The following is a 12,923-nucleotide window of genomic DNA, read 5'->3' on the forward strand; positions in this document are numbered from 1 at the left end:
ATCAACCGGCCGACGGCACGGCGGCGGGATCGCGGGTGATCTCGAGCAGGGCGGTGGTCCAGCGGAAGCCGAGCCCGAAACTCACGACGAGGACGCGTTCCCCGGCCCGCAGCGCGCCGGAGTGGACCATCCGGTCGAGGGCGAGCAGGACGTCGCACGGACCGGCGTGGCCGAGGTGGCGGCCGAACGTCCAGCTGGTGTCGTCGGAACGGAGGCCGAGCGGTGAGCCGGAGAGCACCAGGTCGAGCACGACCGACCCGATCGCGATGGGCACCACGTGCGAGATGTCCGCCGGTTTCACACCGCTCTCGTCGAGGACGGTCTCGACGCAGCGGCGGGTGGACCGTTGCAGCGCGTCGATGTGGGGCATGAGCCCGGTCTCCTCGATGAGGCCGACCCCGGTGTGCCCCTTCCTGGCCCGGGTCAGCACCTCCAGCTGAGGTTCCATGGCCTGGGCGGTCGCCACCAGGCGGGCGAAGCCCGTACCCCGGGTGAGGACGGCGGCGGCGCCCGCGTCACCGGCCACGTAGCCGGTCTCCCGGACGTGTCCCCACCGCTCGTCCGGGAACCGGGCACCGGCCGTGACCAGCGCGGCTTTCGCGTCCGGTGTGGCGGTGAGGTGTTCGGCCGCGGTGACGAGTGCGGCGGCTCCGCCGTCGCTGGCGGCGCCCAGCTCGATCCCGGTGGTGTGCGCTCCCCCGAGCACCCGCACCAGGTAGGGCGCGGGCGTGTAGTGGTCCTCGTCCTGGAAGTTGGCGTGCACGAGCAGACTCAAGTCGGCCCCGGCCACGTCCGCGTGGCGCAGCGCCTTGAGTCCGGCGCGGGCCGCCATCTGGGCCGCCGTGGTGTCCGCCGAGACGGCGGCCGAGGTGAATCCGTTGAGCGCCGCCATGGAGGGCTGCCCGGTGGCCGGTCGGTCCCATGGCTCGTGTTCGCGCTTGATGGGGGGTATCCACGCGCCGGTTCCGGCGATCGTGATGTCCTGCCACAACACCGCTGTCTCCTCGGCTGTCACGAAACGGGGGGCTGGGGAGCGTGGGGCCGGACCAGTTCTCCGCTGTGGTCCAGGGCGTGTGCGCTGACCCCGCTGATCCGGGCCAGCACCCGGCCGTCGCCGGACACCGCGGTGAGGGCTCCGGTGGCGAACTCGCAGTGCAGCCGGATGTCCGGGTTCTCCGCGCTGATCCGGCAGTCGTCGCCCGGCCCGCCGAGGTCGACCTCGTCGAGACCGGCCATCGGGCCGACCAGGGGCGGGTGGTCGCCGGGCGGTGGCAGCAACAGCAAGTGCACCATGGCGTCCAGCAGGATCGCCGGTACGGTCATCCCGGCCAGGGCCGGAGCCCAGGCCTCGTGGTCCAGACCGAACCTGGCGCTGTTCCCGTCCGGTCCACGGGCGTAGTCGCTGGTCCCGGCGAACGGGCCGGTGAGCGAGATCGGCGGGTCGGGAGAGTAGACCGGCATCGCGAAGTCGGGTTCGGGTGCGTAGGACGAGCAGTCGGGGGGTCCGGCGAGCGCGGGGAAGCAGTCCGCCAGCACGACCGTCGTCTCGCACAGCAGGTCGTTGAAGCGCAGCACCTTGCCGTTCTTGCCGATCCGGTGTGCCGTCATCCGGACCGCCACCTCGGCGCGATCGCCTGTCCGGCTCGTGACCCGGGCTTCCACCGCGACGGTGCGCGGCGGCCCGGCGAGCCTGACCGTGATCGACGCCCGGCAGACCAGACCACGGAACCCGGTGACCACGAGGCCGGGGCAGAGGGCGGCGGCCGCTCCGGCCGCCGCCTCCAGGGTGAAGGTGCCGGGCAGCATGTACTCGCCGTTGACCCGGTGGTGGCGCATCCACCGCCCGTCCTGCTCGGCCAGGGTGCTCGGATCCCAGGTCTTGGTGAAGACGGCCCAGCTCTCACCACGGTGGAGGACACCGTCGAGCAGCGGCGTGGTCAGCGCCGGATCCGGCGGGGCGGGCGGTGGCGCGTCCGGGGCGGGGATCCGCAGCTCGCCGGAGGCGGAGCCGTACGTGCTGATCCCGCGCCGGGCCAGCAGGACGCGTTCCTCCTCGCGGATGAAGAACGCCACCCCGCTCGCCGGTGGCCGGGTCAGGACGGAGAGGAACTGCGCGCACCCTTGCGCGGTGCTGATGTACGCGTCCATCTGGTTGCGCTTGAGGGTTTCCCGCATGGTGACGCTGCTGGCGACGCCGACCTCCCGCCAGCCGCTCCACAGGACCGCGACTTCCTGGTGGCCGTCCGGGCCGTGCCGCTGTGCCCAGGCGCTCGCGTACGCGAGGTATTCGTTGACGGCGCAGTAGTCGATGTCACCGGGCGCGGGAGCGAGCGTCGCCAGGGTGCTGAAGTTGCACCAGATCCGGGGCGGGCGCCCGGCCAGGGCCCGTTTGAGGTTGCGGTAGCCGGTGGCCTTGGTGGCCCGGACCGCCCGGAAGTCGGTCAGGGTCTTGGCGTGCAGCGCCCGTGACCGCAGGTCGAGGACGGTGTTGATGAGCACGTCGATCTGTCCGTGCCGGTCGATGACCTCGCCGAGGACGGCGGCGGTGCGCTCGGCGTCGAGGACGTCGCACACCCGGTGGTGGACCCGGTCCGGGCCGCACACTTCCGCCAGCCGCCGCACGGTGGCGCGTACTTCCCGGCGCGCCTGGGCCTTCTCGTAGAGGGCGCGCAGCTCGCCCACCGACGCGTCGGGGCGTTCGCGGCGTTCGGCGGCGATGAACTCGGCCTGTGGCGGCAGCGTGTCGTCGGCTTCCGGCAGCGGGGTGCGGCCGATGACGTACACATGGGGCCGGTCGCTGGTGCGGGCGATCGCGTGGAGGAGTTCGGGGGTGATCCCCCGGGCGCCGCCGAAGGCCACCACGACCGCGCCGGGCGGCAGCGAGGCCTCGCCCGCCGGGGGCGGTGGCGCGTGGTCGTCGGCGACGGCCAGGGCGAACCAGCCGTCCCCTCGGCAGGCCAGCGTGTGCGTCGGCACCCGGGCGGTGCCCGCCCGTGCCAGCTGGTCGAGGGCGGTCGCGGCGTCCGGTGCGTCGCTGAGCAGGGTCACCCCGCCGCACTGCGGGACCTCGGCCCGTACGGAGCGGACGAGGCCGGTGAACAGCCCGCTCATCGGGGGTGGCAGGTCGTCCGGCACCGCGCCGAGCAGGAGCGCGCTGAGCGAGCCGCCGGTGCGCAGCGCGGGCAACGCCGCCTGGAGTGTGGTGAACGTGAGGTCCTGGAGGTCTTCCAGCCGGGTGGCCTCGGCCTCGTCGCCGCCATCGCCGGGGGCAGGCAACCGGGAGAGGACCCGGATGTGGCGCGGGATGAACGGCAGACCGGTCAGGGCGCCGGGCGCCGCTTCGGGCGGCACATGGATGGCGCCGTCGAGGCCGGGCCGCGGCGACCAGATGGCGATGTCCGGTCCGGTGACCGCGGCGGCGAGATCCGGGGCGTCGGTGATGACGATGGTGCCCGCCGGGATCGGCGGTGTGGCCGGATCTCCCTGCGGCGGGTCCGTCGGGACGAGGTGGAAGGTCTGGCGGCGGCCGGTGAAGTCCTCGCCGTGTTCCGGCACGGCGGGCGTCGGTTCGGTGCGTACGGCTTCCTCCGCCGGGCCGGGGTGACGCGGGCCGCCCGGCCGGGTGAACTGGATGAGCGGCGATCCGGCGGCGGCGGGCGCCACGACGGTGTCCGTGCCCGTGACAACGCCCTTGACGACCGTCAGCAGCGCGTCCAGCGACAAATAGGTGTGTCCGGCACCGGCCAGCACGGGAAGGGAGTGCGCGGGCGTGGCCGGGTGCCGCAGACCGGTGCCGTCGATCTCGGTGGAGAGCGTGCCCAGGACGGGCAGGTTGTGCTCCAGCGCGGTGGAGCGCCGGGTGACCGCCAGGACGGCGGCACCTTCCGCGATGGACCGGCCCTCCGGCACCAGACCGGCGAGGTGGCGGTCCCAGCCGCTGATCGGCCGCAGACACACCGCGCCGACGAGGGCGAGGTCGCAGGCCCGGTGGCGGAGCTGGCGCAGCGCCAGGTCGACCGCGGAGTGCGCGGAGTCCCGGTGGGCGTAGACGCTGGTGCCAAGGCCCCGGAAGTCGTAGTAGTTGGCGGCCCGGCCCGAGAGGATGCAGGAGACGGCCCCGGTGAAGTCGTCCTCGTTCAGATCGCCGGGGATCACCCCCGCCGCCTCCGCCATCCCCTTCGTGAGGTACTCCCTCAGCGTCCGCGCCTGCGCCGGGTCGGGCAGGATGTCGAACGCGGTGGCGCACTCGCGGGCGTGCACCCGCAGCGCGGCCCGGGTGTTGTGCGTGGTCGGCAGCGTCGATCCGACCACCACCGCCGTGGTGGGCCGCAGGCTGGTGCCCGGCTCGCCGAGCTGGTCCAGCAGCGGGCCGAGGGCCTGGAGCATCATCAGGTGGGCGGCGTCCATGTGCCGCATCGTCAGCGGCGGGATGCGCACCTCGCGCGGAGACGGCAGCGGGTACGGCGTACCGAAGTCGGCCTCCGGGAGCGGGCCGTCACCGCCCAGCCAGGCGGGCACCTGGGCGGCGTCCAGGCCGGGCAGGTGGGTGTTCCAGCCCACGACGACCAGGTCCTCCGTATCGGCGGGCGCGCCACCGCCCTGCCGCTGCGCGGGGGCGGCCTGCGGTACGCGGTCGGACAGGACCACGTGCGCGTCCGCTCCGCCGAGGCCGAACGACGACACCCCGACCACGCGCGGTCGTGCGTCGTCCGTCGGCCAGGGCGCGTCCTTGACCGGTACGGTCAGCCGCGTGCCGTCACCCAGCAGCGGGTGCGGGTCGGTGACCACGGGCTGTCCGGGGACCGCTCCACGGTCGAGGGCGACCAGCGCGTGGGCGACCGAGACCAGGCCCGCCAGTACCCCGGTGTGCCCGAAGACCTGCTTGTTCGACGTCAGCAGGCACGCCCGCTCACGCGGCCCCAACTTGGAGAGCAGCGAGCGCAGTTCGATCTCGTCGCCCACCGGTGTGCCGGTGCCGTGGGCCACGACCCAGTCCACGTCGTCGGCCTCGACACCCGCGTCGGCCCAGGCGCGGGCGATCGCCAGCTCCTGCCCGCGCGTGGCCGGAGCGTGGATGCCCTTGCCCCGGCCGTCGGCAGCGAGACCGGTGCCCCGGATGACACCGAGCACCCGGTCGCCGTCGGCCACGGCCCGCTCGTACGACTTCAAGGCGATCATGACGGCGCCCTCACCGATGAGGGTTCCGTCGGCCGCCTGGTCGAAGGGGCGTATCTTTCCGCTCAACGAGATGCCCTGGGCCCGGCAGAAGAGCGTGAACCCGATCGGCTCGATCACCGAGGTGCCACCGGCCAGCGCCACGTCGACGGAGCCCTCGCGCAGCGCCTTGACCGCCGCGTCCAGGGCGAACAACCCGCTGGCGCAGGCCGCGTCGAGGGTCAGGTGCTGCGCGTCGGCGGGGACCAGCCCGCGCAGCGCGTTGCGGGAGACGGACGCCGGCAGGTAGGCCTGCGGATCGCCGCCGTCGCCACCGTACTGCGCGCTGATCGCGTGGTCGGCCAGCTCGGCCAACCAGTCACCGTCCCGGTCGGCGGGGAGCGCCTCGCGCACCATGCGCCGGTACTCGTCGCCCAGTACGACCCCCTGGGGCCCGAGCCCCGTCTGGTCGTGGATGCCCGTGGTCGCGGCGAGCCACCGGTCGGTGGGGCGCTGGTGCACCCCGGCCAGGGCCTGGACGGTGCAGTGCCGTAACCAGTTATTGGTGCGTGGCCACCCGGGGTGGCCGACGTTCCCGTCCGGTTCGGTGATCGAGGCGGGGTCGGGGACGAAGGTCTGGACGTACCCGGCCTCGCGCACGTAGAAGGCGTCGGTGTCCTCCCGGGTGGGCGCCCAGAAGTGCTTCAGGTCGAAGGCGGACGGCTCGCTGGAGATCAGGACGCCTTCGCGCAGCCGGTCCCAGAACTCCGCCGTGTTGTTGGCGCCGGGCAGCGCCACGCCGAGGCCGACCACCGCGACGGCTCCGGGGTCCGTCTCGGGCGCCGTATCGGGCGCCGTCTCGGGCGCTGGTGCCGCCACGGGCGCTGGTGCTGGCGCCGGGGTGACCGCCGGTTGTTCCGGTGCGGGCCGGGCCGCCTCGGGTGGCGTCGTCACGGCCGCCGACGGGACCGGTTGCTGCCGGGCGGGCGTACTCACCTGGTCGGCCAGCCTGCTGTGCAGCCGCAGGCCCTGCATCCCGCCGATGCTGATGCCGCCGTCCGCCACGATGGTCTGCCCGGTGATGAAGCCGGTGTCCTCGTGCAGGAGGTGGACGATCAGCTTGGCCGCCTGCGGCGTCGAGAGGGTGCGACGCATCAGGTCGCTGGTCTGGGCCGGGTCGCCGAGCGCCGCCGCCGGGTCGTCGAGATTGACGACGATCTCGCTGGCGACGGAGCCCAGCAGCACGGTGTTGACCCGGATGCCCTGGTCGACCAGTTCGAGCGCCAGATAGCGGACCAGCGACTCCAGGGCCGCCTTGGTGACACCGCCGGGGCCGTAACCCGGGACCGGCTGGTGTGCCCCGACGCTGGACAGGCAGAGGATGCTCGCGCCCTCGCGTCCCGCCATCAGCTCGGCCGCCCGGCGCGAACAGTGGTAGGCCGCCATCACATTGGTGGACCACGCCCGCTGCCAGTAGGTGTCGTCGATGTCGAACAGGGGCAGGAACGCCCCGCCCGCGGCGTTGTTGATCAGGATGTCCAGGCCGCCGTGCCGCTCCTGGACCAGATCGAACATCCGGTCGATCTCGCTGGTCTTGGCCACCGAGGCGCGGATGAACTCGCAGCTGTGACCGGCCTCTTCCAGCTCCGCCCGCAGCAGCTTCGCCTGCTCGTCGGAGTGGAAGTAGTTGACGATCACGTGGGCGCCGCGCTGCGCCAGGCGGCGGACGATGTCCGCGCCCAGGCTCTTCGCGGCCCCCGTCACGAGTGCGACCCGGCCCCGCAGGTCGTCCGTCGAGGTCATCAGCTGGCAGCCTCCGCCCGGGCCTGTACGACGGTTTCCGCGATCCGGCGCAGCGTGCCGACGGTCAGCAGGGAGGAGTTCGTCCGCAGGTTGGGCAGACCGAATCGGTCGGATACCCGCCCGAGCAGGGCGACTTGCTTGAGTGATTCCACCCCCAGCTCGGACTCCAGACCGTCGTCCTCACCGAGCAGGTCCGGCGGGTAGCCCAGGAAGTCGCCGTAGAGCGTGCGCAAGTCGGCCAGCACGGTTTCGTAGTCCAGCCCGGCGGACACCGGCGAGCTGACCGGCGGCGCGACGGCGACCGACGCGACGGCAGCCGGGGCGACCGCGACCGGCGCGACGGCGACCGGGGCAGCCGGAGCCGCGGGGGCAACCGGGACAACCGGAGCAGCCGGGGCGACCGGAGCCGCTGGGACAGCCGGGACAGCCGGAGCAACCGGAGCCGGGGCGGCGACGGGTGCCACGTAGGACACGGGCGCCGTGGGCGCGCTCACCTGCACCGCCGCAGGACCGTGTCCGTTGCCGTTGCCATTGCTCGACGGCGCGGGCAGGCGCGAGCGGAACGGGCCGGGGCCGCCGTCGGTGGAATCGGCGACCAGTGCCCGGACGGCTTCGGCCGGGTCACTCTCGCTCAGCGGGACGACACACTGCACACCCGGGAGCGACGCCTCCACGAACTTGGTGACGACGGGCCACTCGCCGCACTCCACGAAGGCATCGGCACCCGCCGCGTGCAGCTCACGCAGCGTGTGCAGCATCCGGACCCGGGCGGTGAGCGCACCGGCGACCAGGTCGACCGGGTCGTCGTCGCCGACGTCCCGTCCCAGCCAGGGGGAGCACACCCGCCAGCGCCCGGCGCCGTACGGAATCCGTGGCGCGGTCGCCCGCAGGTCCCGCGCGGCCTGCGCCATCGCCGGGGTGTGGGTCGGATGCGGGACCTCCAGGCGGAGGCTCGGCCAGCCGAGCGCGTCGGCCACCCGCTCCACGTGCTCGATCAACGGCTCGGGGCCGCTGATGACGCTCTGCCGAGGGGCGTTCTCGCAGGCCACCACCAGGTGGGGATGGTTGATCAGCCCGGCGAGCGACTCCGCCCGGCCGCCGTCCACGCCGACCGCGAGCATCTTTCCGTCCCAGCTCTGCCGGGTCAGCACCTGGGACCGGGCCACGGCCAGGCGCGCGGCGTCCTCCACGGACAGATGTCCCGCGGCGGCCAGGGCCCACAGCTCCCCGATGCTCTGCCCGACGATCGCGACGGGCCGGACACCTTCGGCGATCAGCATGTGGTGCGTCGCGATGCTGACGGCGAATATCTCCAGGTACTGCACCTCGGGGCCGCGCCGGTCGCTGATGTCGTTGTGCTCGATCAGCCGGGTGCTGATGTCGGGGAGTCCCATTTCCCGAGCTGCCTTGTCGATGCGGGACAGCGCTTCACGTACGGTCTCGTAACGGTTGTGGAAGTCGTACAGAACGCCCCCGCGGGGAGCAGCCACCGTACCGGGCATGACAATGACAGAATCCACGTGCCTCACCCTCAATCTCCGTCCCGCCTCCTGGCGATGATGAACTCTCACCGAAGCGGCTAACAGCGGGCTAACGGAAAACTGCCGGTCGGCGGTCGACACCTGTGGTCCACCTTGTGGATACCCGACAACCCGGCACACCGCCCGAGCGGCGGAGGGCGACACCCTCGGTGCGCATTCTTCGGACACACATCCCGGCGTCGAGGACATCGTGCAACTATGACCAGGCGATACCCGGCTGATCGAGAGGGAAGATCCGCACCCTCTCGTCGTTGCTGCCTCGCACAAGTTTTCGATGCGCGTGACAGGAGTGGAACACCGTATGCCCAGCCCGTCCTCCACCCAGCCCACCGCCCAGATCGGCGTCACCGGGCTCGCCGTCATGGGCAGCAATCTCGCCCGCAACTTCGCCCGCCACGGGCACACCGTCGCCGTGCATAACCGCTCGTCCGCCAAGACCAAGGCGCTGATCGAGGAGCACGGCCACGAGGGGAGCTTTGTCGCGGCCGAGACCGCCGCCGAGTTCGTCGCCGCCCTGCAGCGGCCGCGGCGGCTCGTCATCATGGTCAAGGCCGGGGCGCCCACCGACGCCGTCATCGAGGAGTTCGCACCCCTCCTCGAAGAGGGCGACGTGATCATCGACGGGGGCAACGCACACTTCGAGGACACCCGGCGGCGGGAGGCGGCGCTGCGCGAGCGCGGGCTGCACTTCGTCGGCACCGGCATCTCCGGTGGCGAGGAGGGCGCGCTCAACGGGCCCAGCATCATGCCCGGCGGATCGGTGGAATCCTACAAGTCCCTCGGCCCGCTGCTGGAGAGCATCTCCGCCAAGGTGGACGGCACCCCGTGCTGCACCCACATCGGCCCGGACGGCGCCGGCCACTTCGTCAAGATGGTGCACAACGGCATCGAGTACGCGGACATGCAGCTCATCGCCGAGTCGTACGACCTGCTGCGGCGCGCGCTGGGGCTCACGCCGGGCGAGATCGCCGAGGTGTTCCGCACCTGGAACGGCGGCCGCCTGGAGTCGTACCTGATCGAGATCACCGCCGAGGTGCTGGCGCACACCGACGCCGCGACCGGCAAGCCGTTCGTGGACGTGGTGCTGGACCAGGCCGAGCAGAAGGGCACCGGCCGCTGGACCGTGCAGACCGCGCTGGACCTGGGCGTTCCGGTGAGCGGCATCGCCGAGGCGGTGTTCGCCCGCTCGCTGTCGGGCCACGCCGATGTACGGGACGCCGGGCAGGGGCTGCCCGGGCCCGTCGCCGAACAGCTCACGGGCGAGGCGGCGGAGCGGTTCGCCGACGAGGTCGAGCAGGCGCTGTACGCGTCGAAGATCGTGGCGTACGCGCAGGGCATCCACCAGATCGAGGCGGGCAGCCAGGAGTACGGCTGGGACATCGACCCCGGCGCGGTGGCCCGGATCTGGCGTGGCGGCTGCATCATCCGGGCCCGCTTCCTGAACCGGATCACCGAGGCGTACGGCAAGGAGCAGAAGCCGGTCACGCTGCTGACCGACGACTACTTCGCGCAGGCGCTCGGCGAGGCGCAGAACGCCTGGCGGCGAGTGGTGGCCACCTCCGTCGAGCTGGGCGTGCCCGCGCCCGGTTTCTCGGCGGCGCTGGCGTACTACGACGCGCTGCGCTCGGAGCGGCTGCCCGCGGCGCTGGTGCAGGGGCAGCGGGACTTCTTCGGCGCGCACACCTACCGGCGCACCGACCGCGACGGCTCGTTCCACACCTACTGGGGCCAGGACCGCAGCGAGCGCGAAGCCTGAGGCCAGGGCCCGTGCGCGCGCCCGCATGCGGGTGCGCGCACGGGCGGCCGTCAGGCCGTGTAGCGCCGGAAGTCGGGCACCGCGACGGCGAGGCCGAGCATCAGCACGGCGACCAGCACTCCGCCCGCGGCGACCGCCGTGCGGGGCCCGAGGAGCGAGCCCGCCGTGCCGTGCAGCAGGTCGGCGACGCGCGGGCCGCCCGCCACCACCACCGTGAACACGCCCTGCATCCGGCCGCGCATGTCGTCGGTGGCCGCGGACTGGAGGATCGCGCCACGGAACACCATGGACACCATGTCGGCCACGCCCGCGGCGGCGAGGAACGCGGCGGCCCACCACAGGCTGGAGCTGAGGCCGACGCCGCAGATGGCCACGGACCAGGCCACCACCGCCACGATGACCATGAGGCCGTGGCGGCGGGCCCGCGAGAAGGTGCCCGACAGCAGCCCTCCGGCCACCGCGCCGAGCGGGATCGCGGCGAAGAGCAGGCCGAGCGCGAAGCCCTCGCCCCAGGGCGCGTAGGTGTGCGAGGCGAGCTGCGGGAACAGCGCCCGCGGCATGCCGAAGACCATGGCGATGATGTCCGCGAGGAAGGACAGCAGCAGCACGCGGTGGGCGGTGATGTAGCGGAAGCCGTCGGTCACGTCCCGCCATCCGGCCCGTTTCCTGCCACCCGCGCCGTCCTCCGACGACGGCAGGGGCGGCAGCGCGGGAAGCCGCCAAACGGCCCACAGGGTGACGCAGAGCGCGATGGCGTCGGCCAGATAGAGGGCGGGCAGGCCGACGACGGGTATCAGCGCGCCCGCCAGCAGCGGGCCGACGATCATGCCGGTCTGGGCGACGGTGGACTGCAGGGCGCCCGCGGCGGGCAGCTCATGGGCGGGGACGAGCCGGGCGACGGAGGCGTTGCGGGCCGGGGAGTTCATGCCGAAGAACGCCTGCTGGGCGGCGAGCAGCACGATCAGCAGCGGCACCGAGTCGAGACCGGCGAAGGCCTGCGCCCAGAACAGCACCGAGGTGACGGCGATGCCCGCGTTGGTGACCAGCATCAGGGTGCGCCGGTCCATCCGGTCGGCCACCACACCGCCCCACAGCGCGAACACCACGAGCGGCAGGAGTCCCGCGAAGCTCGCGTAGCCGACCCAGGCCGAGGACCCGGTGATGTCGTAGATCTGCTTGGGCACGGCGACGGCGGTCAGCTGGCTGCCCACGGCGGTGACCGTGGTGGATGTCCACAGTCGGCGGAACGGGCGGTGGCGCAGCGGCCGGGTGTCCATGACCCAGCGGCGCCAGCCGGTCTTCGGCGGTGCGTCCGTACCGCCAACCGGAGCGGCGGTCTGGTCGTCCTGACGTGGTTCACCGGCGTCGTCGTCGGTGTTGCGCGCGGTCTCCACGGCTGTTGTGGTCCCCTCCTGTGCCCGCTTCGGTCGGGGACCATGATGGCGGTCGGCGGCCGGGACCGGGGTCCCGTCTCAGCCTTCGGCCGCCGGGCGCACCGCGTCGGGCCGGTGGATACGGCCGGTGAGCGAGGTCAGCCGGGCACCGCTGCCGTCCCAGCGGTCGGCGATGATCTCGGCGGCGATGCTGACCGCGGTCTCCTCGGGGGTGCGGGCGCCGAGGTCCAGGCCGATCGGGGAGGCGAGCCGGGCCAGCCGGTTCTCGTCGATACCGGTGTCGCGCAGTCTGCGCAGCCGGTCCTCGTGGGTGCGGCGGGAGCCCATGGCGCCGACGTACGCGAGCGGCAGCCCCAGCGCCTCCTCCAGCAGCGGCACGTCGAACTTGGGGTCGTGGGTGAGGACGCAGACCACGGTCCGCTCGTCCACCCGGCCCGCCTCGGCCTCGGTGCGCAGATAGCGGTGCGGCCAGTCGGCCACCACCTCGTGGGCCTCGGGGAAGCGGCGCTTGGTGGCGAAGACGGGCCGCGCGTCGCAGACGGTGACGTGGTAGCCGAGGTACGTGCCGATACGGGCCATGGCCGCCGCGAAGTCCACGGCGCCGAAGACCAGCATCCGGGGCGGTGTGGCGTGCACCGACACGAACAGGGTCAGTTCCTCGTCGGTGCGGGTGCCGTCGTAGCCGTAGCGCAGGGTGCCGGTGCGCCCACCGGCCAGCAGTCCGCGCGCGCCCTCGGCGACCGCCGCGTCCAGCCGCTCCGAGCCGAGGGAGCCGGTGGCGGAGTCCGGCCGGACCACCAGCCGTCGGCCGAGCCGTCGTTCCGGGTCGGGGCCGTCGACCGCCACGCAGATGACCTCGGCCACCGGTTCGCCCGCGCGCACCGCCGTGGCCACGTCGTCGTATTCGGGGAAGGCGGCGCGGTCGACGCGCTCGACGAACACATCGATGACTCCCCCGCAGGTCAGGCCGACCGCGAACGCCTCGTCATCGCTGACCCCGTAGCGCTCCAGGACCGGGGTGCCGCTTTCGGTGACCTCCTGGGCCAGTTCGTAGACCGCGCCCTCGACACAGCCTCCGGAGACGCTGCCGACGGCCGAGCCGTCCGGCCCGACCAGCATGCTCGTGCCCGGTGGCAGCGGTGAGGAGTGCCAGGTGGCGACGACCGTGGCCCGGGCGAAGGGCTGACCGTCGCGCCACCATCGGTGCATCTCCGCTTCGACGTCTCGCATGGAACTCCATTCCCCTCGCCACGAATGTAAGAGGTTGATACATTC

Annotated in this window: 6 protein-coding genes; 1 reads left to right on the top strand and 5 read right to left on the bottom strand. The window is 72.9% G+C overall.

Going from position 1 to position 12,923, the window contains the following annotated elements; genetic code table 11:
• Window position 1: 1 nt before the first annotated feature.
• Genes ACWC5C_RS15065 through ACWC5C_RS15075 form a run of 3 tightly spaced genes read right to left on the bottom strand, consistent with a single transcriptional unit; the run spans window position 2 to window position 8,477 of the window.
• Window positions 2-994 (bottom strand): 3-oxoacyl-[acyl-carrier-protein] synthase III C-terminal domain-containing protein, encoded by a 993-nt coding sequence (locus ACWC5C_RS15065; protein ID WP_450875822.1) that lies wholly within the window; start codon window positions 992-994, stop codon window positions 2-4.
• A gap of 17 nt (window positions 995-1,011) precedes the next feature.
• On the bottom strand, window positions 1,012-6,957 hold the full coding sequence (locus ACWC5C_RS15070; RefSeq protein WP_450875823.1) for an SDR family oxidoreductase: 5,946 nt from the start codon (window positions 6,955-6,957) through the stop codon (window positions 1,012-1,014).
• Window positions 6,957-8,477, bottom strand: coding sequence for an acyltransferase domain-containing protein (locus tag ACWC5C_RS15075; protein ID WP_450875824.1), 1,521 nt, complete (start codon window positions 8,475-8,477; stop codon window positions 6,957-6,959). The genes ACWC5C_RS15070 and ACWC5C_RS15075 overlap by 1 nt, the downstream gene beginning before the upstream one ends.
• A 322-nt stretch (window positions 8,478-8,799) precedes the next feature.
• Here ACWC5C_RS15075 and gndA point away from each other — a divergent pair, with 322 nt between their 5' ends.
• Window positions 8,800-10,254 (top strand): NADP-dependent phosphogluconate dehydrogenase, encoded by a 1,455-nt coding sequence (gene gndA / locus ACWC5C_RS15080; protein ID WP_450875825.1) that lies wholly within the window; start codon window positions 8,800-8,802, stop codon window positions 10,252-10,254.
• 50 nt (window positions 10,255-10,304) lie between these two features.
• On the opposite strand, the gene ACWC5C_RS15085 is transcribed toward gndA, so the two are convergent.
• A complete protein-coding gene (locus ACWC5C_RS15085; RefSeq protein ID WP_450875826.1) occupies window positions 10,305-11,648 on the bottom strand; it encodes an MFS transporter in 1,344 nt (447 codons plus the stop codon).
• 78 nt (window positions 11,649-11,726) lie between these two features.
• Window positions 11,727-12,878 (bottom strand): XdhC family protein, encoded by a 1,152-nt coding sequence (locus ACWC5C_RS15090; protein ID WP_450875827.1) that lies wholly within the window; start codon window positions 12,876-12,878, stop codon window positions 11,727-11,729.
• Window positions 12,879-12,923: the final 45 nt, after the last annotated feature.

This window comes from Streptomyces sp. NPDC001700, from assembly GCF_053596435.1.

Excerpts from the sequence above, each read along its gene's own strand:
- ACWC5C_RS15070 (WP_450875823.1), bottom strand. The coding sequence starts at position 6,957 with ATGACCTCGACGGACGACCTGCGGGGCCGGGTCGCACTCGTGACGGGG.
- gndA (WP_450875825.1), top strand. The coding sequence starts at position 8,800 with ATGCCCAGCCCGTCCTCCACCCAGCCCACCGCCCAGATCGGCGTCACC.
- ACWC5C_RS15090 (WP_450875827.1), bottom strand. The coding sequence starts at position 12,878 with ATGCGAGACGTCGAAGCGGAGATGCACCGATGGTGGCGCGACGGTCAG.